This window comes from Massilia sp. 2TAF26 (assembly GCF_052115005.1).
GTDB lineage: Bacteria > Pseudomonadota > Gammaproteobacteria > Burkholderiales > Burkholderiaceae_D > Telluria.
Window position 1 is genome coordinate 52627 of sequence record NZ_JBFRFV010000013.1, and the last position, 24284, is coordinate 76910.

Sequence of the window (24284 nt, forward strand, 5' to 3'; positions counted from 1 at the left end):
CACGGGAGCGGCGGGCGATGGCATTCGGCCTGATCATCATCGGCGACGAAATCCTGTCCGGGAAACGCAGCGACAAGCACCTGCCCAAGGTGATCGAACTGCTGGCCGAACGCGGACTGCAGCTGGCATGGGCCGAGATCGTCGGCGACGATCCTGCGCGCATCACCGCGCTGCTGGAACGCAGCTTTGCGGGAGACGACATCGTGTTTTCCTGCGGCGGCATCGGCGCCACGCCCGACGACCACACGCGCCAGTGCGCGGCGGCCGCGCTCCGGGTGCCGCTGGTGCTGCATCCGGAAGGCAAGCTGCTGGTGCAGGAGAGGATTCGCGACACGGCGCGCGAAGCCGGCATCGAAGCGGACCTCGACGCGCCCGAGAACCTGCAGCGCCTCAAGATGGCCGAGTTCCCGCAAGGGGCCACACTCATCCCGAATCCCTACAACCGCATTCCCGGCTTCAGCGTGGCGTCCCACGCCGGCGCCGCTCATCATTTCGTGCCGGGCTTCCCGGTCATGGCCTGGCCGATGATCGCCTGGGTGCTCGATACCCATTACCGCGACCTGTTCCACCGCGAAGACCGCGCCGAGCGCGCGCTGCTGGTGTTCGAGCAGGCCGAGGCCGTGCTGACCCCGCTGATGGAGCGCCTCGAGGCCGCCTATCCAGGCGTGCGCGTGTTCAGCCTGCCCAGCGTCGGCGATGCGCAGACGCGCCGCCATATCGAACTCGGCGTCAAAGGCGATGCGGCCCAGGTCGGTTTCGCCTTCGCGGAAATGCGTGCGGAACTCGATCGCATGAAGGCCGACTATCGGCTGTCAACCTAGCCCGTCGCTTGGCCGTTGCAAGGCTGGTACGCTCGTGCAAACTGGGCCGTTGTTTTTTTGCGAAAATACACGGACGACGCCAAAAATCTGTACGAGTGGTTCCTGAATGTCACATTGATGTGGTGGAATGGTGTCTGTGGGCAGAGCGATCTGGAGTGAGGTCGCGCCTGACTTTGTGAAATTCTTGACAACCTGGATCACTCGCACCGACCAGCATCATGGGCGCGCCGGTTGACGGGAATTGCAGGTAGTAGATTCAAACCGGTTAAGCCAATATGGAAAGTATTCGCCGTCAAGGACGGCCCCGCATCTCCACCCGCATGCTGCGCCGCCTCCGCAGGCTCGTGCTGCCGGGCCAACCCGAACTCGCAGGCCTGCCCGTCATGGCTGCCGTGCAGGAAGTCCCGCTGCACGGCGCCGATACGCGCCTGGAACCCGCACTCGATCCCGGCTTCGAACCGGCGCCGGTCCCGGCCCCCGCCGAATCCGGCCAGGGCGCGGAACCGCCGCCGGCGCCGCCCAGGCGCCGATGGCGCATGGTCAAGCGCGCCTTCCTGGTACTGCTGCTGATCGCGGTGGCCGGCGGCGCCGCCTTCGCCGTCTACGAAAGCCGCACCTCGGCGATGCAGGCGCGCTTCTTCGCCGGCCTGGCGAAAAAGGTCAGCTACCGCGTCGAGAAGGGACCGAGCGACGCGATCCGCTTCCCCGCGTCCAGCCCCTACGACGAGCGGCTCGGCTATTCGAACCTGCCGAACTACCTGGCCAAGCTGAAGACGCGCGACTACGTGATCGAATCGCAGGCGCGCATGTCGCCGAAGATGGTCGAGCTGGCCGACATGGGCCTGTTCGCGACCTATCACGAGAAGACCCGCGCCGGCCTCGACATCCTCGACTACAGCGGCGAGCCGCTGTTCTCGGCGCGCTTCCCGGAACGACTGTACGAGAAGTTCGACGCCGCGCCCTCGCTGCTGGTGCATAGCCTGCTGTACATCGAGAACCGCGAGCTGCTCGACACCACCTACCCGAAGCGCAATCCGGCGGTGGAGTGGGACCGCTTCTCGAAAGCGGTGTTCGACAAATCCCTGCACGCGGTCGGCCTGGGCGGCGGCGGCAGGGTGGCCGGCGGCAGCACGCTGGCGACCCAGATCGAAAAATACCGCCATTCGCCGGAAGGCCGCACCGCCTCGCTGTCGGACAAGCTGCGCCAGATGGCCTCGGCCATGCTGCGCGCCTACCAGGACGGCGAGGACACCAGCGCGACCCGGCGCCGCATCGTGCTCGAGTACCTGAACACGGTGCCGCTGTCGGCCAAGCTGGGCTACGGTGAAGTCAACGGCATCGGCGACGGCATGTGGGTCTGGTATGGCCGCGACTTCGCCGACGTCAACCGGGTCCTGTCCAGCAACCAGGTCACGCCCGACTTCGCCTTGGTGTACAAGGAAGCGCTGTCGCTGATGATCGCGCAGCGCCGTCCGGCCTACTACCTGGGCGCCGGCGAGAAGGATCTCGAACAGCTCACCAACAGCCACCTGCGGGTGCTGGCCCAGGCCGGCGTGATCTCGCCGCAGCTGCGCGACGCCGCGCTGGGCGTGGTCCTGCATCCGGCCCTCGGCTCGGGCGTGGCGCCGCCGCCGGCCAACACCTTCGTCACCCGCAAGGCCGCCAACGCGGTGCGCAACCACCTGGCCAACCTGCTGGGCGACTCGCGCCTGTACAACCTCGACCGCCTCGACCTGTCGGTGGTGACGACCCTGAATTCGGAAGCGCAGAAGGCCGTCACCGCGGCACTGCGCCGCCTGACCGACAACGAAGCGGCGGCCGCCGCCGGCCTGACCGGCAAGGGCATGCTCGGCAACGGCGATCCGTCCAAGGTCGTGTACAGCTTCACGCTGATGGAACGCGGCGACAAGGTCAACTACCTGCGCGTCCAGACCGACAACTACGACCAGCCGCTCGACATCAACGAAGGCGCCAAGCTGGATCTCGGCTCGACCGCCAAGCTGCGCACCCTGACCACCTACCTCGACATCGTCGACCAGCTGCACCAGCGCTACGAGCCGATGTCGAAGGCAGAGCTGGCCAAGGTCAGGATCGACCCGAAGGACAGGCTGAGCCAGTGGGCGATCGACTACTTCCTGGCGCTGCCGCCGGGCGCCGACCGGACCCTCCCCCCGATGCTGGGCGCGGCGATGGAGCGCAAGTATTCGGGCAATCCGGGCGAAGCCTTCTTCACCGGCGGCGGCGTCCACATCTTCGGCAACTTCAGCAAGCTGGACAACAGCCGCATCCTCACCGTCCAGCAGGCGTTGCAGAACTCGACCAACCTGGTGTTCGTGCGCCTGATGCGCGACGTGGTGCGCTACTACATGTTCCAGCTGCCGGGCTCCTCGGCCCAGCTGCTGGCCGACGCCGACGATCCGCGCCGCGCCGAATACCTGTCGCGCTTCGCCGACCGCGAAGGCAAGGACTTCCTGGCGCGCTTCTGGAACAAGTACCGCGGCATGGACTGGCCCGAGATCGAAACCGCGCTGATGCAGGGCGTGCGCCCGGCGGCCTCGAAGATCGCGGCGGTCCACCGCACCATCATGCCGGACGCCTCGCTGGCCGAGTTCAGCAAGTTCGTCCATACCTACCTGCCCGATTCCAGGGACGTCGACGAAGAGCGCATCGCCAAGATGTACGACCAGTACTCGGTGGCGAACATGTCGCTGGCCGACCGCGGCTACGTGGCCTCGGTCCACCCGCTCGAGCTGTGGCTGGCCGGCTACCTGCGCACCCATCCGAAGGCGGGCTGGGACGAGGTCACCAAGGCGTCGGTGAAGGAGCGACAGGAAGTGTATTCCTGGCTGTTCAAGACCCACCGCAAGCATGCCCAGGACAAGCGCATCGCCGGCCTGATCGAGGTCGAAGCCTTCCTGAAGATCCACGCGCAGTGGAAGAAGATGGGCTATCCCTTCGATTCCCTGGTGCCGTCCTATGCGACGACCCTGGGCGCCTCGGCGGACCGTCCGATCGCGCTGGCCGAACTGATGGGCATCATCATCAACGGCGGCGTGCGCAAGCCGACCGAGCGCATCGACTCGCTGCACTTCGCCAAGGACACGCCTTACGAGACCATGGTCAAGCGCAGCCAGGACAGCAAGGGCGAGCAGGTGCTGAACCCCGACGTCGCGCGTGCGGTGGCCAACGCCATCCGCGGCGTGGTGCAGGAAGGCACGGCCAAGCGCGTCAAGCAGGCCTTCTACAAGCAGGACGGCAGCGTGATCGCACTGGGCGGCAAGACCGGCACCGGCGACCAGCGCTTCGACGTCTACGGCGCCGGTCACCGCCTGATCGAGTCGCGCTACGTGAACCGTTCGGCGACCTTCGTGTTCAACATCGGCGAGCGCTTCTTCGGCAGCATGACGGCCTATGTGCACGGTCCGGAATCGGCCCACTACGACTTCACCAGCGCGTTGCCGGTGCAGCTGCTGGTGACGCTGGCGCCGAGCCTGATGCCGATGATCGAGAAGCAGGACACGGTGACGGTGCCGGGCCTGCACGTGACCCCGGCCAAGCCGCCGGCGCCGACGCCGACCCCGCTCACCGACGACGTCGCCACCGTGAAGCCGGCGCCCGACAGCGCCCAGGCGGAAGAGATCGAGGCGCCGGCCAAGCCTGCGAAACCGGCTGCCGCGGAAGCCGAGGCGGTCAAGCCGGCCAAGCCTGCCGCCGAGGCAACGCCGGTGCATCCCAAGCCGGTGAAGGAAGCGGCGCCGGAGGCCAAATCCGAGGCCGCCGACACGCCGCACCACAAGCCGGCCGCGCCGAAGCCGGCCGTTCCCAAGCCGGCGGGCGAAAGCGCCCACGCAAAGCCGGCCGACGCGGACGAGCACCCGAAGGCGGTGGACGCCCTGCGCGCCAGGGCGCCGGCCAAGCCGGTCAAGCCGCGCACCGAGCCTTCGGAACAGCCGAAGGCAGAGCCGGCGCCGCGCCAGAAGCCGGCGGCGGTGGAGGAAGTGCTGCATTGAGCGGGACCGCCCGCAAGGAGGGCGCGTGAAGCGGCCCAGGATCGGCAAGTTCAGCCTGGTATCGCTGCGCGACCTGGTGGTCGCCTCCCTGCCCACCATCCTGCTGGTGCTGGCGGCCTGCGTTGTCGCCTATATCGTGGTCGACCCGGCGCCGCCGCGCCACGTGGTGCTGGCCACCGGCCAGGAAAACAGCGCCTACGAGGAGTTCGGGCGCAAGTACGCGGCCGTGCTGGCGCGCGACGGCATCAAGGCCGAGCTGCAGCGCTCCCTCGGCTCCGAAGACAACCTGCAGCGCCTCATCGACGGCAAGGCCGACATCGCCTTCGTGCAGAGCGGCTCGACCAGCGAAGCCCAGGCCGAGCGGCGCAACCTGATGTCGCTGGGCAGCCTGTTCACCGAACCGGTGTGGYTGTTCCTGCGCGAAGGTAAGAAGAGCCGTAAAGCCGACATCCACAGCCTCACGCAACTGAAGGGCCTGCGCATCAACCTGGGCCCGGAAGGCACCGGCGTGCCGCGGCTGTTCCGCCAGGTGCTGGCGGTGAACGGCGTCGAGCCGGGCCAGCTGACCATCTCGTCGCTGGAGAATACCCCGGCCACCGTCGAGCTGCTGGCGGGACGCATCGACGGCCTCGTGTTCAGCTCCGCGCCCGAGGCGCCGCTGATCCAGATGCTGCTCCAGACCCCGGGCATCAGGCTGTTCGACTTCCGCCAGGCCGAAGCCTATACGCGCCGCCTGCCTTTCCTGACCCATGTGGTGCTGCCGCGCGGGATCGTCGATCTCGGCAAGGATATCCCGGCCCAGGACTTCCACCTGATCGCGCCCACCGCCACCCTGGTCGCGCGCGACGATTTGCATCCGGCCCTGGTCGACGAACTCGTGAAAGCCGCCACCGAGATCCACGGCGGCGCCGGCTGGTTCCAGCAGCAGGGCCAGTTCCCGTCGCCGAAGTACACCGAGATCCCGGTCTCGCGCGAGGCGGCGAAATACTACCGCGACGGCCCGCCCTTCCTGCAGCGCTACCTCTCGTTCTGGCTGGCGAATCTGTTCGACCGCCTGTGGGTCGTGGTGGTGGCGCTGGCGGCGCTGGTGATCCCGCTGTCGAAGATCGTGCCGCCGCTGTACGTGTGGCGGATCCGCTCGCGCGTCTACCGCTGGTACGGCCAGCTGCGTGCGGTCGAGCAGGCACTGGAGAGCGCCGATCCGGCGCATTGCGACGAGGTGCGCACCAACCTGCTGCGGCGCCTCGACGACATCGAGGCGCGCGTCAACCACATCTCGATCCCGCTGGCCTATGCCGATGCGCTGTACGGCTTGCGGAGCCACATCAACTTCGTGCGCCAGCGCGTGCGCGCCGGCCTGAAGAGCTCTACGGCAGGGTGATCTTCACCACCGCATTGCCGGAAATCGCATACAGCTTCCCCTTGCCGTCGCCCGTTAGTCCGCCCAGCGCGGGCAGGGCGCCCGGTCCGTTGCCGAGCTGGAGCGTCGTAGCGCCGATGGTGCCGGCCACCGTGGAAACCGTCCGGTCCGGCGCGATCCTGCGGACCAGGTCGTTGCCGGCGTCGGCCGCATACAGCATGCCGGCGGCGTCCAAGGTCAGCGCGATCAGGTGGTCGAAGCGCGCCGCGCCGGCCACGCCGTCGGCAAAGCCGCGCCCGCCGGACAGGCCGGCCAGCGCCATCTTGTTGCCGGCAGTGTCGATGCGGCCGACCGTGCTGGCAAAGTCGCCCACGTAGACGGTGCCGTCCTTCGCGGCGGCCACCCCGCGCTGCTGGAAGGCATGGCTGCCCAGCACGCTGGCGATATTGTCCAGGCGCGCCACACCGTCGATCATGGTGACGGCGCCGGTGGGCGAGATCTTGCGCACCCCGATCGCATTCGCCACCACCACGTTGGCGAAGCCATCGACGGCGATGCCGCCGCCGTAGAAATAAGGGATGTCGGCGGCGTTCACCACGGTGGCGGTATCGAGGGTGGCGATGGTGCGCACTGTGCCGGCCTGGTCGATCTCGCGCACCGCCAGGCCGTCGGTGGCGTACAGCCTGCCGTCGGGCGAAGCGGCGATCGCGGTCAGGAAGGAAAAGCCCGCCACGCCGGCGGCGCCGTCGATGCTCCGGCAGCGCTGGGGCGAGCCGGCGAGGGTGCTGACGGCGCCCGCCCCACTGATCCTGCGGATGCTGCAGTTATCGCGGTCGGCCACATACAGGTTGCCGGCAGTGTCGGCGGCGATCCCGGCCGGATGGGCGAAGCGGGCCGCGGCGCCGGTGGCGTCGACGTTGCCGGCCTCGCCGGCGCTGCCGGCCACCAGGCCCAGGGTGGTCACGCCGGCGGAAAAGCCCGGACTGCCGGCCGCGCTCGAGCCGCCGCTGCCGCCACCGCCTCCGCAGGCGGCGCACAGGGCCGTTACCATCGAAAATGCGAACGATCGTACTATTTTTATCGGCATGACGGTCTCCGGATACATGGCTGAACGCGCCGCCTCAGGCAGGCGCGGATGGATGCCTCAGGCCCCGGTCCAGGGCAGGCCGGCCTTGCACCAGCCGCCCACGGTCTTGCGGTGGCCTTCGCCGTCGCGGTCGCCCTCGAAGCCTTCCAGGATGTCGAAGGCGTTTTGGTAACCGAGTTCGGTTGCCACGCGCGCCGCGTGGCGCGAGCGCACGCCCGAGCGGCACAGGAAGAGCAGCACGTCGTCCTTGTCCGCGGCCTGCAGCAGCTGGGTGGCGAAGTCCGGATTCGGCGCACCGCCGGGGTACAGGGTCCACTGCACCGCACCGTGCTGGGCCTCGGGGATGGCGGGGCGGCCGATCCAGTCGCGCTCCGCATTCGTGCGGACGTCGACCAGCTTGACGCGCGGATCGGTCTTGATCAGGGTGAACGCTTCCTGCGGCGTGACGGCGCCCGCATAGGGCTGGCCGGGGGCGCGCTCCCTGGCGGCGGCCAGGATTTCGTCGGTTGTGCTCATGGTCGTTTTCCTATGATTGTCGTGCTCGCACAAATGGTGCATCCTGCATCAAGTTGGTGCATACTGCCGCACTTGCACCAAGCTGGTGCGTATGGATGAGCTCGCAGCGAGCCTGCATCAAGTTTGTGCACCGCACCGGTAGTCGATTTTAAGGGGCAAATCGCAGGCGGTCCAAGGACAGATTGCTTATTTGCTCAGAGTCAAGTGCTGGCACAGTTTTCGCTTTAACGGAGATGTGCCTGTCGCACGCCCCGTTGGCGTCACCGACACCCCTTTTTCAATCAGGAGAATACGAATGGCAAGGACCGCCGCAGATGTAATGCAGATGCTGAAGGATAACGAAGTCAAGTTCGTCGATTTGCGTTTCGCCGATACCCGCGGCAAAGAGCAGCACGTGACCGTTCCCATCTCGCATTTTGACGAAGACAAGTTCGAATCCGGCCACGCCTTCGACGGCTCGTCGATCGCCGGCTGGAAGGGCATCGAAGCATCGGACATGCTGCTGATCCCGGACCCGAGCACCGCCAACATCGACCCGTTCATGGAAGAGACCACCGTCTTCATGCAGTGCGACGTGATCGAACCGTCGGACGGTAAGGGCTATGACCGCGACCCGCGCTCGATCGCCAGGCGCGCCGAAGCCTACCTGAAGTCCTCGGGCGTGGGCGATACCGCCTTCTTCGGCCCGGAACCGGAATTCTTCATCTTCGACTCGGTCCACTGGAAGATCGACATGTCGGGCTCGATGGTCAAGATCAGCTCGGAAGAAGCGTCCTGGTCGACCGACAAGGAATTTGAAGGCGGCAACAGCGGCCACCGTCCGACCGTCAAGGGCGGCTACTTCCCGGTCCCGCCGGTCGACAGCTTCCAGGACATGCGCTCGGAAATGTGCCTGATCCTCGAATCGCTGGGCATCCCGGTCGAAGTGCACCACCATGAAGTGGCCGGCGCCGGCCAGAACGAAATCGGCACCCGCTTCTCGACCCTGGTCGAGCGCGCCGACTGGACCCAGACCATGAAGTACGTGATCTGGAACGTCGCCCACAGCTACGGCAAGACCGCCACCTTCATGCCGAAGCCGATGAACGGCGACAACGGCTCGGGCATGCACGTGCACCAGTCGATCTGGAAGGACGGCAAGAACCTGTTCGCCGGCGACGGCTATGCCGGCCTGTCGGAAACCGCCCTGTACTACATCGGCGGCATCATCAAGCACGCCAAGGCCCTGAACGCGATCACCAACCCGGGCACCAACTCGTACAAGCGCCTGGTGCCGGGCTACGAAGCCCCGGTCAAGCTGGCCTACTCGGCCCGCAACCGTTCGGCCTCGATCCGCATCCCGCACGTGGCAAACCCGAAAGGCCGCCGCATCGAAGTGCGCTTCCCGGACCCGCTGGCCAACGTCTACCTGTGCTTCGCCGCGCTGCTGATGGCCGGCCTGGACGGCATCCAGAACAAGATCCACCCGGGCGAAGCCGCGAGCAAGGACCTGTACCACCTGCCGCCGGAAGAAGACAAGCTGATCCCGACCGTGTGCGCATCGCTGGAAGAAGCCCTGGAAGCCCTGGACAAGGACCGCGAGTTCCTGACCCGCGGCGGCGTGTTCAGCGACAGCATGATCGACGCCTACCTCGAGCTGAAGATGCAGGAAGTGCAGCGTCTGCGCATGACCCCGCACCCGGCCGAATTCGACATGTACTACTCGTCGTAATCTCTCGACAAGCTGTATCCATGCGGTAACAAAAACGCGGGGAAAGCCGGCCGGCTGCCCCGCGTTTTTCTTTGGATGCGGTATAGTCGGTGGATTCCCAACCAGGCACATCGTGCCGACTGACCTGATGCGAATGACAAGCTCTGCCGTTTGCCTGCGCCTGGCCGGCATCTACCTGGCGCTCGCGCTGGCCGTCCCGGCCTTCGCCCAATCCGTCGTCTACCGCTGCGTCGACAAGGAAGGCCGCGTGCTGTACACCGATACCAATACCGGCAACTGCAAGGTGGTCGATTCGATCGTCTCCGGCGCCATCTCGACACCGGCGCCGACCCGCGCCCCGGCCGCGAATCCTGCTGTGACGATGCGCCAGGGCGCCAGCCGTCCGCCGGCCGCGGCCTCCAGCCCGGCGAATTTCCCGCGCGTCGACAACGCCACCCAGCGCGCCCGCGACGACGACCGCCGCGCCATCCTCGACGAGGAATTGCGCGCCGAAGAAAAGAAACTGGCCGACCTCAAGCGCGACTTCAACAACGGCGAGCCCGAACGCCAGGGCAACGAGCGCAACTACGCCAAGTACCAGGAGCGCGTGGCCCAGATGCGCGAGGATATCGGCCGCGCCGAAAAGAACATCGAAGCGATCAAGCGCGAGATCGCCAATATCCGCTGACCCAATTTCCGCTGACCCAATACCCGCTGACATGACGCCGAACCACGAGCGCTTCGCCGGTCTCGACCTGCTCGCATCCAGCGTGCTGGTGACCGATGCCGCCGGCCAGGTGCGCTACGCGAATCCGGCCGCCGAGCACCTGCTCGAGGTGTCGGTGAAATCGCTGTCGCGCCAGACCCTGGCGGAACTCTTCACCAACGGCGAGGAGCTGGATGCGCTGTGCCGCCAGGCGCGGGCGCACAAGTACGCCGACCTGCGCCAGGACCTGACCCTGCAGCGCAGCGGACGCGAGCCCCTGCACGTGCACGTGATCGTCAGCGCCGCCGGCGAAGAGGAGGTGATGGTCGAGCTGCGCGAGAACGTCCAGCAGCTCAAGCTCGACCGCGAGGAGCGCATCCTCGACCAGAGCCAGGCCAACAAGGAACTGGTCCGCAACCTGGCGCACGAGATCAAGAACCCGCTGGGCGGCATCCGCGGCGCCGCCCAGCTGCTCGAGCTCGAACTGCCGGATGCCTCGCTGCGCGAATATACCCAGGTCATCATCAAGGAGGCCGACCGCCTGCAGACCCTGGTCGACCGCCTGCTGGCGCCGCACCGCCGTCCCCATATCGTCGGCGACGTCAACATCCACGAAGTCTGCGAGCGGGTGCGCAGCCTGGTGCTGGCCGAATTTCCGTCCGGCCTGGCGATCCGCCGCGACTACGACGCCTCGATTCCCGAGTTCCGCGGCGACAAGGAGCAGCTGATCCAGGCCGTGCTGAACATCGTCCACAACGCCGCCCAGGCCCTGCGCGAGCGGATTGCCGCGGGCGATGCCGAGATCGTGCTGCGCACCAGGGTGGCGCGCCAGGTCACCCTGGCCAAGGTTCGTTACGGGCTGGCATTAGACTTGCATATCATCGACAATGGACCGGGCATCGCCCCCGATATCCGCGACCGCATCTTCTATCCGCTCGTCTCCGGGCGCGACGGCGGCAGCGGTCTCGGGCTGACGCTGGCGCAGACCTTCGTGCAACAGCACCTGGGGCTGATCGAGTGCGAAAGCCGGCCTGGACTGACGGATTTCCGCATCCTGATCCCGCTGCCATAAGCGCCGGGATGGTGCGGCCGCGGTCCAACGATGGATGTACTTATGCGGGAAGCACTGAACCAATGAAACCAATCTGGATTGTCGACGACGATGCATCGATCCGCTGGGTGCTGGAAAAAGCCCTGGCGCGCGAGAACCTCGCAACCCGGAGCTTCGCCAGCGGACGCGAGGCGCTGGCCGCGTTCGAGGAAGATACGCCCCAAGTCCTGGTCTCGGACATCCGCATGCCGGGCGAATCCGGCCTCGACCTGCTGGCCGCCGTCAAGGAAAAGCATCCCGGCCTGCCGGTGATCGTGATCACCGCCTTCTCCGACCTCGATTCCGCGGTCGCTTCCTTCCAGGGCGGCGCCTTCGAATACCTGGCCAAGCCCTTCGACATCGACAAGGCGGTGGCCCTGATCCGCCGCGCCCTCGAGGAAAGCCTGCGCGAAGCGAGCGTCGAGACCGTGCCCAGCGAGACCCCCGAGATCCTCGGCCAGGCGCCGGCGATGCAGGAAGTGTTCCGCGCCATCGGCCGCCTGTCGCAATCGAATGTGACGGTGCTGATCACGGGCGAGAGCGGCACCGGCAAGGAGCTGGTGGCGCGCGCCCTGCACAAGCACAGCCCGCGTGCTTCCCAGCCTTTCATCGCCCTGAACACGGCGGCGATCCCGAAGGATCTGCTGGAATCCGAACTGTTCGGCCACGAGCGCGGCGCCTTCACCGGCGCCCAGGCGATGCGGCGCGGCCGCTTCGAGCAGGCCGAGAACGGCACCCTGTTCCTGGACGAGATCGGCGACATGCCCTTCGACTTGCAGACCCGCCTGCTGCGGGTGCTGTCCGACGGCCACTTCTACCGCGTGGGCGGGCACCAGCCGGTCAAGGCGAACGTGCGCGTGATCGCCGCCACCCACCAGAACCTGGAGCAGCGCGTGCGCGACGGCCTGTTCCGCGAAGACCTGTACCACCGCCTGAACGTGATCCGGCTGCGGCTGCCGTCCCTGCGCGAGCGGCGCGAAGACATCCCCATCCTGGTGCGCCACTTCCTGGTGCAGAGCGCACGCCAGTTGGGCGTCGAGCCCAAGCGGCTGAGCGAGGATGCGCAGCGCTTCCTCTCCAGCCTCGACCTGCCGGGCAATGTGCGCCAGCTGGAAAACCTGTGCAACTGGATCACCGTGATGGCGCCCGGCCAGACCGTCGAGGTCAAGGACCTGCCGCGCGACCTGACGACCCAGGCCCAGGCGCTGCCCGCGGCGGCCATGGCGCCGGTGGTGGCGATGCCGGCGCCGGCGGCGAGCCCCCTGTACGGCAGCACGGACGCCAGCGGCATCCTGCCGGCGATGACGCCAGCCGCGCCGGTCGCCGCCGACGGCTGGATCGGCCTGCTCGAACTGCAGGCCGCGCGCATGCTGTCCGACGGCCAGGTCGAGGTGATGGACGTGCTGGGCAAGCAGTTCGAAACGGCCTTGATCCGCACGGCGCTCAAGCATACCCACGGACGCAAGAACGATGCGGCGATCCGGCTGGGGATCGGGCGCAATACGATCACGCGCAAGATTGCCGAGCTGGGGATTGATGGGGCCAAAGACGAATAAGCGGTACGCGGGGACGGCGGCGGGGTAGCGTCCGCGCGGGCGCGGGAGCGCCCACCCTACGTGATAAACTGTTGGCATGCTGATCAACTGCGTCGCCTACCAGGAAGGTAAAAAACTCTCCGACATCCCCGTCGAGGACATCAGTGATTATCTGGAGCGCCCCGGCTGCTTCGTGTGGGTCGCGCTGCGCGATGCCACCGACGCCGAGATGGTGCAGATGAAGGAAGAGTTCGGCCTGCACGAGCTGGCGGTCGAGGATGCCGCCCGCGGCCACCAGCGGCCCAAGATCGAGGAATACGGCGACAGCCTGTTCACCATCGTGCACACGGTCGACCTCGAGGGCGATGCCCTGGTCACCGGCGAACTCGCGATCTTCGCCGGCCCGAATTACGTGCTGTCGGCGCGGCGCGACGCCGTCAAGGGTTTCCTCGGCGTGCGCGCCCGCGCCGAGCGCGAACCCCACCTGCTGAGCATGGGCTCGTGCTTCGTGATGTATGCGCTGATGGACGCCGTGGTCGACCGCTACTTCCCGGTGGTCGACATGCTCGAATCCGAACTGGAAACCATCGAGGACCGCATCTTCACCCACGGCGCCCAGCGCCAGAACGTCGAGCGCCTGTACCAGCTCAAGCGCAAGGGCCTGGAGCTGCGCCATGCCGTGATCCCGCTGGTGGATGCCGTCGGCTCGCTGCTGGGCGGGCGGGCGCCGGCGCTGGCGACCGGCGTCCAGGATTACCTGCGCGACGTCCACGACCACCTGATCCGCATCGCCGGCCGCCTCGACAGCATCCGCGACACCATCGCCACCGCGATCCAGGTGAACCTGGCCATGGTCTCGATCGACGAGAGCGAGGTGAATAAACAGCTGGCCGCCTGGGCCGCGATCTTTGCCGTCTTCACCGCCTTCGCCGGCGTGTGGGGCATGAATTTCAAGGTCATGCCCGAGCTGGAATGGAAGTGGGGCTACCCGATGGCCCTCGGCGTGATGATTGCGGTATGTGTCTATTTGTATCGGCGTTTCCGCAAGGCTGGATGGCTGTAATCATGGGAAACGTCATCAAAACGTCATGAAAATGTGAAAAAATCCGAAAGAAGGCGCCTTGAGCGCCTTTTTTTATTGCTATGCAGCAAATGGAACGAACCATACGTTGTTCAGCAACCTTACAATTGTTACTAAATGTTCTGTTGCGAAAATGTATTTCGAGCGCTGTAAATATTGACCGATACTCAAGGCGGCGATCATTATTCAGTCCGCCGACTTGGGCGACCTGATCTTCCCAAGCCAGCGACATCTCATCATCGTTTGGGAAATCATCCATGTTCAAAGAAAAAACCTTGTCGCGCGCCGTGCGCGTCATGTTCGCCGGCGCCGTTGGCGCAGGCATGTTCGGCCAGGCGCTGGCGCAGGAGTCGGCTCAGGAATCCGCCAAGCCGATCGCCCGCGTCGAAGTGACCGGCTCCTCGATCAAGCGCGCCGACGTCGAAGGCGCGCTGCCGGTGCAGATGGTCACCGCCGCCGACATCAAGCGCAGCGGCGCCACCAACACCGCCGAACTGCTGACCACCCTGACCTCGAACGCCATGGCCGGCGCGACCAACCAGGCCGAAGGCGCGGGCCAGTCGACCTACGGCATGTCCAGCGCCAGCCTGCGCGGCCTGGGCTCGAGCAAGACCCTGGTGCTGGTCAACGGCCGCCGCCTCGGCAACTACGCCACCGACGGCACCGCCGTCGACGTCAACGCGATCCCGCTGGCGTCGATCGACCACGTGGAAGTCCTGAAGGACGGCGCCTCGGGCGTGTACGGCTCCGATGCGATCGGCGGCGTCATCAACTTCATCACCCGCCAGAACTACCAGGGCGTGGAAGCCACCGCCTACACCAGCGTCAGCCGCTACGGCGGCGGCCAGACCCACAAGGCCAGCCTGCTGGGCGGCTGGGGCGACTTCGACAGCGACCGCTACAACATCACCCTGTCGGCCGACGTGAGCAAGGACGACGCCATCTTCGGCCGCCAGCGCGACTATGCGCGCAACGCCTGGAACAACAACGGCCTGCGCGACGCCAGCGCCACCCCGAGCGGCGCGTACAGCACCTTCGATCCGTCCACCACCCCGAACGCCATGGGCGTGGTCCCGAATTCGCTGAACTCGATCGGCACCGGCATCGGCCACGGCCTGTCGCAGGCCAACTGCGCGGCCAACGGCAGCGCCTGGGACGCCAACCTCGGCAAATGCCGCTTCGACAGCTCGCCGTACGTGAACCTGGTGCCGGCGGCCAAGCGCGCCAACATCGGCGGCAACTTCCGCTTCAAGCTGAACGACAACGCCGAATTCTTCATGGAAGGCTTCGTGTCGCGCAACGAGACCACGCAGCAGGCGCAGGCTTCGCCGTACAGCGCCTCCTTCCTGTCGACCGACCCGGCCTTCGCGACCAACAACCAGTACCCGGCCATCGTCGTCTCGCCGAACAGCCAGTACTACCCGACCGCCCTGGCCACCGCGGCCGGCGTCAACGGCCAGCCGCTGACCGTCAGCTACCGCGCCTTCGACGGCGGCGACCGCATCGCCAAGGACACCGCGATCGCATCGCACCTGGTGCTGGGCTTCCGCGGCAACGTCAAGGGCTATGACTACGACGTCGCCTACACCCACAACTCGAGCGACGTCACCGAGCGCGCGATCCAGGGCTACCAGCGCCAGACCGAACTGGTCAAGCTGCTGAGCAACAACCCCGACTTCAACCCGCTGGTCCAGTACCAGTCGGCCGACCTGGCGCGCAAGATCTACGGCACCAACTACGTCGGTCCGGTCATGAACGCCGTGCTGCGCAACGACGCCCTGAACGCACGCATCTCGGGCGACCTGGTCCAGCTGCCGGCCGGTATGGTGAAGTTCGCCGTCGGCGCTTCGATGTCCGACGAGAACCTGGCGATCAACCCGAGCGCGGCTTACCAGAGCGGCGACGTGTCGGGCTACGGCGGCGCCCAGCTGCCGCTGTCGGCATCGCGCAATTCGTCGGCGGTGTTCGCGGAAGCCATCGTCCCGATCGTGAAGAACCTGGAAGCCGACCTGGCCGTCCGTCACGACCGCTACCCGAACGCCAGCGCCACCAACCCGAAGGTCAGCCTGCGCTGGCAGCCGATCTCGCAGGTGCTGCTGCGCGGCTCCTACGGCAAGGGCTTCCGCGAGCCGTCGCTGCCTGAGCTGATGAACCAGCAGACCATCGGCACCAGCGCCAACCTGACCGACCCGGTCACCGGCCAGTTCGGCCAGTTCAACCAGACCTACGGCGGCAACCCGAAGCTGCAGCCGGAGAAGTCGGAACAGTCCTCGCTGGGCATCGTCGTCGACCCGGTCAAGGGCCTGTCGATCGCCGTCGACTGGTGGAAGATCAACGTGAACAACCTGGTGACCACGCTGTCGCCGTCGTTCACGCTGGGCCAGGCGGCTGCCGGCAACCCGGCCTACACCGGCCTGGTGACCCGTGATTCCGCAGGCAACATCACCAACATCGTCGGCACCAACATCAACGCCGGCAGCGTGAAGACCGAAGGCGTCGACCTCGACCTGCGCTGGGCACTGCTGAAGAGCCCGACCTACGGTAACTTCAACCTGCGCCTGAACGGTACCTACACCTCGAAGTACGACCTGACCCTGGCCGACGGCACCGTGCAGCGCAGCGTCGCCGCCACCATCGACAAGGACGGCAACGTGCTGAGCGCAGTCTCCAACGGCGGCATCATCTTCCGCTGGAGGGATCAGCTGACCCTGGACTGGAAGTACAAGAAGTTCGGCCTCGCGCTGACCAACAACTTCCAGTCGGGCTACTGGGATGCGGCCCGCGCGGACGCGGACCTGCCGGTCGCCCAGCACGTCGGCGCCTTCTCGACCTGGGACCTGCAGGGCACCTACGGCGGCATCAAGAACCTGACCCTGACCGCGGGCGTCAAGAACCTGTTCAACCGCAAGCCGACCGAAGTCATCACTGGTGGTTCCTACTTCCAGACCGGCTACGATCCGACCTGGTACGATCCGCACGGCCAGACCGGCTACGTGAGCGCGACCTACCAGTTCTAAATCCTGTCCTGGTAAGCGTGTAAACGACGAAACCCGCCGCATGCAGATGCGGCGGGTTTTTTCATGCCTGCGCGGCTTATCGTTTCGCGCTGAAGATCTTCTTCGGCAGCATGGCATGCACGCCGACGTTGCCGTCCACCAGTTGGGTGATCTCCATGTCGACCGCCACGCTGGACAGCATGTAGGCGTCGTCGCGCGACAGCTTCTTTTCCTCCATCAGGAACGCGATCATGTCGCGCAGCGCCAGGGTGGTCGCTTCCTTCAGGTCCTTCGAGAAGCCCATCGAGATGTAGTGGGTCGGCGTTTCGGCGCGCGGCCAGATCAGGCGGCGGTCCTTGTGCACCACGAAGCGGAAGGTCCCCGACAGATAGGTCTCCAGCGCGGTGATGTCGACCTCGCCGTTGCCCTGGGCCGCGTGGCCGTCGCCGGCCTGGAACAGCGCACCCTTCGCCGCCACCGGGATGTAGAGGGTGGTGCCGGCCACCAGCTCCTTGTTGTCCAGGTTGCCGGCGTGGACGTAAGGCGGCGCGGTGTCGATCTTGCCGCCGGCGGGCGCCACGCCCATGCTGCCGAAGAAGGGCCGCAGCGGGATCTCGATGCCGGGCGCGAAATGGCCGATCATCTTCTTGCGGTCGAGCGGGACCACCTTGTAGCGGCCGTAAGGATAGTCGGTCGGCAGGAAGCCGGAACCGACGCCGAACACATTGCAGGCGAAATCGGCGTCCAGGTCGACTTTCAGGATCTGCACCTCGAGCACGTCGCCGGGCTCCGCCTCCGCGATCGCCACCGGCCCGGTCAGGATATGCCCGCCCGGGCCCTTTTCCTTGACCTCGTTATAGATCGCTGCGGTGTAGGGCGGGATGTCTTCCGCCCTGACCCCGTTGGCGATCATGCGCTCGGGCGAGCCGCAGGTCGACAGGGCCTGCATGCGGACCGTGTCGCCGGAATGGACGGTGAGGACGGGTTTCGACTGGCCCGAGTAGTAGCCCCAGGCCACCGTTTGCGGCGTGGCGGGCAGGGCGTATTCGGCGGCCACGGATGGGGCGCAGATGGCCAGGGCCAGGCAGCTGGAAAGGAGGGTTTTGCGCATGGAGACTGTGGTCGAAGTGGCAACAAGCCTAGTCTACACGCGAACCTCAAGCGAAGGTCAGTCCGATGCGCTGGCCGCGGTCGCGCCGCAGGCGAGGATGACCAGCGCGATCCCGATCCACTGGACGGGGGCGAGGCGCTCGCCCAGCACCACGAAGCCGGCCAGCGCGGCCACCGCCGGCGAGGAGCTGACCAGGATGCCGAACACCCGCCGCGGCAGCCGGCGCAGCGCGATCATCTCCAGCGTGTACGGGGCCGCCGAGGACAGCACCGCCACCGCCAGGCCGGCCGCCAGCACGAAGGGCGAGAGCAGGGCGCTGCCCGCGTAGTGGGCGCCGATCGGCACGATGAAGACGCTGGCCGCCAGCATGCCCCAGGCGACGATGCCGGAACCCCGGGCCTGGGAGGCGCGCTTGCCGAACACGATGTACAGCGCCCAGCAGAAGGCGGCGCCGGCCGCATAGGCGATGCCGACCGGGTCGAGGGCGGCGCTGGAGCCGCGCAGCGGCAGCAGCAGCCACAGGCCGAAGCCGGCGCAGGCCACCCACGCGAAGTCGCGCGCGCGGCGCGAGGACAGCAGCACCACGGCGAGCGGTCCCATCACCTCGATCGAGACCGCGATGCCGATCGGGATGCGCGAGAACGCACGGTAGATCAGCAGGTTCATGGAGCCGAGCGCCAGGCCGTACAGCAGCAGCCAGGGGAGGTCGGCGCGCGAGGGCAGGGCGCGCCAGGGCCGGGCGAATCCCGCCAGCAGCAGGGCCGACAGGCCGACGCGCAGCCCGACCACGCCCTCGCTTCCTACCAGCGGGAACAGGTGCTTGGCGAAGGCCGCGCCGGCGTAGGTCGAGACCATGCTTGCTGCGATCGCCAGCACCGGGATGGCGGCGCCGTCCTTGCTCTCGGACGCCACGCTCAGCCGGCCATCGACAGGGCGACCGCTTCGGCGACCCGGATGCCGTCCACCGCGGCCGACATGATGCCGCCCGCGTAGCCGGCGCCTTCGCCGGCCGGGTACAGGCCGCGGGTGTTCAGGCTCTGCAGGTTGTCGTCGCGGCGCTTGATGCGGATCGGCGAGGAGGTGCGGGTCTCGACCCCGGTCAGTACCGCGTCCTCCTTGTAGTAGCCCTTGATCTGCTTGTCGAAGGCGACGAAGGCTTCGCGCAGGGCGTGGGTGGCGTAGTCGGGCAGGGCGGTGGCGAGGTCGGTCAGGTGCACGGCCGGCTTGAAGGACGGGACCACCGAACCGAATTCGGTGGAAGCGACGCCGCGCACGAAGTCGCCCATCAGCTGGCCCGGGGCATCGTAGTTGCTGCCGCCGAGGACGAAGGCGCGCGACTCCAGCTCGCGCTGGAAGGCGATGCCGGCCAGCGGGTGGCCCGGATAGTCTTCCGGCGTGATGCCGACCACGATCGCGCTGTTGGCGTTGCGCTCGGCGCGCGAGTACTGGCTCATGCCGTTGGTGACCACGCGGCCTTCTTCCGAGGACGCGGCGACCACCGTGCCGCCAGGGCACATGCAGAAGCTGTACACGCTGCGGCCGTTGGAGGCGTGGTGCACGATCTTGTAGTCGGCCGCGCCGAGGATCTTGTTGCCGGCGTTCGGGCCGAAGCGGCAGGCGTCGATCAGCGATTGCGGGTGCTCGACGCGGAAACCGATCGAGAACGGCTTCGCTTCTATATAAACGCCGCGGTCGTACAGCATCTGGAAGGTGTCGCGCGCGCTGTGGCCGATCGCCATCACCAGGTGGCGGGTCGGGATTTCCTCGCCCGAGGCCAGGCGCACGCCGACCACCTGGCGATTGTCGCCTTGGCCTTCGACCAGCACGTCTTCCAGGCGGGTCTCGAAGCGGATTTCGCCGCCCAGCGACAGGATCTCGGCGCGCATCTGCTCCACCATCTTGACCAGGCGGAAGGTGCCGATGTGGGGTTTGCTGACGTACAGGATCTCTTCCGGCGCGCCCGACTTCACGAACTCGGACAGGACCTTGCGGCCATAGTGCTTCGGATCCTTGATCTGGCTGTACAGCTTGCCGTCCGAGAAGGTGCCGGCGCCGCCTTCGCCGAACTGCACGTTCGACTCGGTGTTCAGCTTGCGCTTGCGCCAGAAGCCGAAGGTGTCGACGGTGCGCTCGCGCACGATCTTGCCGCGCTCCAGGACGATCGGGTTCAGGCCCATCTGGGCCAGGATCAGGGCCACGAACAGGCCGCAGGGGCCCAGGCCGACCACGATCGGGCGCGGCATGCCGGGGGCCGGTTTGCCAGCCTGCACGAATTTGTAGCCGGTATCGGGGGCAGGCATGACCTGGCGGTCGTCGCGCATGCGGGCCAGTACCTGTGCTTCGTTCTTCACCTCCACGTCCAGCGCATAGATCAGCACGATGGCGCTGCGCTTGCGCGCGTCATAGCTGCGCTTGAACACGGTGAAGTCGATCAGTTCGTCTTCAGCGATGCCGAGGCGCTTCAGCACGGCCTGGCGCAGTTGGGGCTCGGTATGGTCGAGGGGAAGTTTTAATTCGGCAATTCTCAACATGGTAGGGTCGTCGCTAGCAAACGCTTGGTCGGTTCAACCTTCTATTGTAACCCGCCGGGGCCGGCGGCAAAATGCCCTGTCCGCATTGTCCGTTTTCCATGCCTTGCCGGGGCCGGGCGCCATGTCTGCTGCATGTCCGCCGGGTGTCCGCCATATGTCCGCTGCATGCCCCCGACGTTGCACCGGCCCAACATTTGACAAATTCCAGACAAAATTCTTGAATGCACCATAACGGTGCATTATTTCTTGATATAAGAATTTTGTATATACAAATACCGCGCTGCAATAAACTCAAGACGCATGGTATTGACGCATATGTATATGTATTGACTTGATTTTATTGAGGTTTTTTCAAGCATGCGGATGCCTGGTGTAGTCGGAAGCGTTTGTATTGCTGCGCCACACAATTGTGCATATCGGCATGCCCTCTTTCGGTGCGCGATTTTTTTGTAATTACGCTGCGGTCATCAGGCAATTTCCGGCAATTGACAGTTGCAGAATCGCCATGTTTCTATGTGTGTACATATCCTTAACGAAAGAAGGATACGGCCTTCGCTTGCGGGCGAATTAGAGAGAGAAGTTTTCGATCTGGCTAGTTGAGTGATTCAAAACGTACTACCCATAATAGGAAATCACATGCTTAAGAAAACAGTTTTAGTACATGCGTTGACGCTGGCATTCAGTGGCGCCGCGCTGACCGTTGCCGTGATGGAACCGGCAATGGCGCAGTCGAACGCCACCGGCAGCATCTACGGCCGCACCACGGCCGGCAGCGACGTCAAGGTCGTGGTCGAAAACCCTGCGACCGGCCTGCGCCGTGTCCTGACGCCGGATGCCCAGGGTCGTTTCCAGGCAACCGCACTGCCGCCGGGTACGTACAAGGTTTCCCAGGTGCGTGGCGACACCGTGGTGTCGTCGGTCGACGTCGACGCCAGCGTCAGCTCGAATTCGGAAGCCGTCTTCGCGCCGGCCGCCGGCGTGCAGACCGTCCAGATCACCGGCCAGCGCCGCACCATCGACGTCACCAGTTCCACCGGCGGCGCGACCTTCAATGCGCGCCAGCTGGCGGCGCTGCCGATCGCCCGCAACATCAACGCCATCATCCAGCTGGCCCCGAACACCACCCGCGTCGACTCCCGCTTCTCCGGCGGCGCTTCGATGGGCGGCGGCGCCGCATCGGAAAACTCGTACTACATCAACGGCTTCCCGGTCACCAACCCGCTGACCGGCCTGGGCGCGTCCCAGCTGCCTTACGGCGCAATCGCCGAGGCGCAGGTGCTGACCGGCGGCTTCGGCGCCGAATTCGGCCGTTCGGTCGGCGGCGTGCTGAACATCATCACCAAGAGCGGTACCAATACCTGGGAAGCCGGCGCCATGGCGATGTGGGAGCCGGAGAGCCTGCGCGCCCGCGAGAAGGACATCTACTACGGCAATACGCACCAGACCTATAACGCGGCAACCGACGGCACCATCCGTTTCTACCAGCACGACAACACCCAGACGCAGAAGACCTACGGCGCCTATGTCGGCGGTCCGATCATCAAGGACAAGCTGTTCATGTTCGTGTCGGCCGAATATAACGACCGCCAGCGCGGCTACGTCAACCTGGAGCGCATCTCGCCGTCGATGGCCAACAACGGCTGGCGCGACGACGACAAGAAGGTCAAGCGCTGGATGGGCAAGCTCGACTGGAACATCACCGACGACCACCGCCTCGAGTACACCAATATCGGCGACACGCCCGAGCGCAACCTGACCGACAGCGGCTTCGACTTCGCGAACAAGAAACGCACCGGCAACGTCACCTCGCAACAGACCCTGAACAACGTCAACGACAATGGCGCCGTGGTCAACATGGGCAAGTACACCGGCAACATCACCCAGGACTTCACGGTGACCGCGCTGTACGGCCGTTCGGTGTCGAAGCACGAGAACGCCTTCGTCGGCTATAACCCGAACGTGTTCTCGACCAGCTCCGACCCGTCGGTGCGCGCGCCGGGCCTGACCTACACCAACCCGCAGGTCATCGCCGGCAATATCCTGGCGCCGGGCTCGAAGGACATCGTCAAGAACGGCCGTCTGGACCTCGAATACCGCCTGGGCGAACACACCCTGCGCGGCGGCTTCGACCAGTCGAAGATCTCGTCGCTGAAGGCCGGTGAGTTCAAGGCCGGCGGCGGTACCTGGATCTACTACCGTACCGACACCCCGAACGCACCGGTCGACGTGACCGGCGGCACCATGCCGGCGCCGGCGACCGGCGGCGGCCTGGGCACCCAGGGCTACTACGTGGCCAAGGACCTGTTCTCGACCGTGACCGACTCCTTCAGCGAGCAGAGCGCGCTGTACCTGGAAGACAAGTGGCAGGTCACCAAGGACGTGCTGCTGACCCTGGGTCTGCGCAGCGAGTCGTTCAAGAACCAGAACGACGCGCACGTGACCTTCCTGGAGATGAAGAACCAGATCCAGCCGCGTATCGCCGCTGCCTGGGACGTCTATGGCGACGCCAGCCTGAAGGTCTACGGTACCCTGGGCCGCTACTCGGTGCCGATCCCGACCCACATCTCGGTGCGCGGCGCCGGCCGTTCGACCTTTACCGACCAGTACTACACCTATACCGGCGTCGACGCCAACGGCGCCCCGACCGGCCTGGTGCAGCTGACCCCGCCGCTCTCGGGCAATAACGAGTTCGGCCAGGACAAGGTCACCGCGACCCTCGCCGCCCTCGACATGAAACCGTCCTACCAGGACGAGATCAGCCTGGGCTTCGAGCGGGCCTGGTCGCCGAACCTGAACTTCGGCGCCAAGTTCACCTACCGCAAGCTGGGCGCGACCATCGACGACTTCTGCGACGTGCGTCCGTTCGAGCGCTATGCGAAGGCCAACAACATCGCGATCACCAACCCGCTGTGGGGCAATACCTGCCAGAGCTTCAACCCGGGCGAGGCCAATGTCTTCCTGGTGGACTTCTCGGGCGATACCTCGAAGCTGACCCGTGTTCCGCTGAGCGCGGCCGACATGGGCTTCGACAAGGCGAAGCGCACCTACTCCGCCCTCGACCTGTTCGCCGAGCACCCGTATCGCAACGGCTGGTACGGCAAGATGACCTATACCTGGTCGCGCAACAAGGGTAATACCGAAGGCCAGGTGAAGTCGGATAACGCCCAGACCGACGTGTCGGCGACCTCGACCTGGGACTACCCGGAGCTGATGGTCGGCGCCTACGGCTATCTGCCGAACGACCGTACCCACCAGATCAAGGCCTACGGCTTCTATGACGTGACCAAGGAATGGATCGCCGGCGCCAACTTCCTGGCAGCATCGGGCCGTCCGCGCAGCTGTATCGGTACTTCGGCACAGCCGGGCGACTCGCCGAACTACGCCAACCAGTCCTTCTGGTGCCTGGGTTCGGACGTGCCGCACAACACGGTCCATCAGCGTGGCAGCATCGGCCGCCTGCCGTGGGATATCAACCTGGACCTGAACATGGCCTACAAGCCTGACTTCCTGCCGGGCCTGCAGGCACGCGTCGACCTGTTCAACGTCTTCAACAAGCAGACCGTGCAGAACGTGGAAGAGCGCTACAACAGCGGCAATCGTATCCGCAACACCTACGAGACCCCGCTGAGCTATACCCAGCCGCGTTCGGTTCGCCTGACCGTGTCGTACGACAAGAAGTTCTGATCAGCCTGGCCTGAAGCAAAAATGCCCCGGTTCGCCGGGGCATTTTTTTTGCTTGTTGCAGCAATC

The 24284-nt window shown here is 65.9% G+C and carries 15 protein-coding genes; 10 read left to right on the forward strand and 5 right to left on the reverse strand.

Going from position 1 to position 24284, the window contains the following annotated elements; genetic code table 11:
• The first annotated feature begins 17 nt into the window (after window positions 1–17).
• From AB4Z32_RS15145 to AB4Z32_RS15155, 3 genes are all read left to right on the forward strand, one after another.
• Window positions 18–821: a competence/damage-inducible protein A gene (locus AB4Z32_RS15145; RefSeq protein ID WP_442122679.1), complete on the forward strand. Its 804-nt coding sequence runs from the start codon at window positions 18–20 to the stop codon at window positions 819–821.
• A gap of 536 nt (window positions 822–1357) precedes the next feature.
• Complete coding sequence (locus AB4Z32_RS15150; protein WP_442122755.1) at window positions 1358–4831, forward strand: transglycosylase domain-containing protein; 3474 nt, start codon at window positions 1358–1360, stop codon at window positions 4829–4831.
• 25 nt (window positions 4832–4856) lie between these two features.
• Complete coding sequence (locus AB4Z32_RS15155; RefSeq protein ID WP_442122680.1) at window positions 4857–6212, forward strand: TAXI family TRAP transporter solute-binding subunit; 1356 nt, start codon at window positions 4857–4859, stop codon at window positions 6210–6212.
• On the opposite strand, the gene AB4Z32_RS15160 is transcribed toward AB4Z32_RS15155, so the two are convergent.
• Window positions 6199–7242, reverse strand: coding sequence for a hypothetical protein (locus AB4Z32_RS15160; protein WP_442122681.1), 1044 nt, complete (start codon window positions 7240–7242; stop codon window positions 6199–6201). The genes AB4Z32_RS15155 and AB4Z32_RS15160 overlap by 14 nt on opposite strands.
• Before the next feature lie 93 nt (window positions 7243–7335).
• On the reverse strand, window positions 7336–7794 hold the full coding sequence (locus AB4Z32_RS15165; protein ID WP_442122682.1) for a rhodanese-like domain-containing protein: 459 nt from the start codon (window positions 7792–7794) through the stop codon (window positions 7336–7338).
• Between the two features lie 295 nt (window positions 7795–8089).
• On the opposite strand from AB4Z32_RS15165, the gene glnA reads away from it, so the two are divergent.
• From glnA to AB4Z32_RS15195, 6 genes are all read left to right on the forward strand, one after another.
• Entirely contained in the window at window positions 8090–9505 is a 1416-nt protein-coding gene (gene glnA, locus AB4Z32_RS15170; protein WP_442122683.1) for a type I glutamate--ammonia ligase, read from the forward strand.
• A gap of 133 nt (window positions 9506–9638) precedes the next feature.
• Entirely contained in the window at window positions 9639–10172 is a 534-nt protein-coding gene (locus AB4Z32_RS15175) for a DUF4124 domain-containing protein (protein ID WP_442122684.1), read from the forward strand.
• A 31-nt stretch (window positions 10173–10203) separates the two neighbouring features.
• Window positions 10204–11262 (forward strand): nitrogen regulation protein NR(II), encoded by a 1059-nt coding sequence (glnL, locus tag AB4Z32_RS15180; protein ID WP_442122685.1) that lies wholly within the window; start codon window positions 10204–10206, stop codon window positions 11260–11262.
• 62 nt (window positions 11263–11324) lie between these two features.
• Window positions 11325–12836, forward strand: a complete 1512-nt coding sequence (ntrC, locus tag AB4Z32_RS15185; protein ID WP_442122686.1) for a nitrogen regulation protein NR(I) — start codon at window positions 11325–11327, stop codon at window positions 12834–12836.
• A gap of 76 nt (window positions 12837–12912) precedes the next feature.
• A complete protein-coding gene (corA, locus tag AB4Z32_RS15190) occupies window positions 12913–13878 on the forward strand; it encodes a magnesium/cobalt transporter CorA (RefSeq protein WP_442122687.1) in 966 nt (321 codons plus the stop codon).
• Between the two features lie 275 nt (window positions 13879–14153).
• Window positions 14154–16913 carry a TonB-dependent receptor gene (locus AB4Z32_RS15195; protein WP_442122688.1) on the forward strand — a complete coding sequence of 920 codons (2760 nt, stop codon included), beginning with the start codon at window positions 14154–14156 and terminating at the stop codon, window positions 16911–16913.
• Window positions 16914–16989: 76 nt separating this feature from the next.
• Here AB4Z32_RS15195 and AB4Z32_RS15200 read toward each other — a convergent pair whose 3' ends face one another.
• From AB4Z32_RS15200 to AB4Z32_RS15210, 3 genes are read right to left on the reverse strand one after another with little or no spacing between them, the layout of a single operon-like run.
• The gene (locus tag AB4Z32_RS15200; RefSeq protein WP_442122689.1) at window positions 16990–18003 is read right to left on the reverse strand and encodes an acetamidase/formamidase family protein; all 1014 of its coding nucleotides are present in this window, start codon (window positions 18001–18003) and stop codon (window positions 16990–16992) included.
• Window positions 18004–18060: 57 nt separating this feature from the next.
• Window positions 18061–18915 carry an EamA family transporter gene (locus tag AB4Z32_RS15205; protein ID WP_442122690.1) on the reverse strand — a complete coding sequence of 285 codons (855 nt, stop codon included), beginning with the start codon at window positions 18913–18915 and terminating at the stop codon, window positions 18061–18063.
• Window positions 18916–18917: 2 nt separating this feature from the next.
• Window positions 18918–20534, reverse strand: a complete 1617-nt coding sequence (locus AB4Z32_RS15210; protein ID WP_442122691.1) for an NAD(P)/FAD-dependent oxidoreductase — start codon at window positions 20532–20534, stop codon at window positions 18918–18920.
• A 636-nt stretch (window positions 20535–21170) separates the two neighbouring features.
• Here AB4Z32_RS15210 and AB4Z32_RS15215 point away from each other — a divergent pair.
• Entirely contained in the window at window positions 21171–24218 is a 3048-nt protein-coding gene (locus tag AB4Z32_RS15215) for a TonB-dependent receptor (protein WP_442122692.1), read from the forward strand.
• The last annotated feature ends 66 nt before the right edge of the window (window positions 24219–24284 follow it).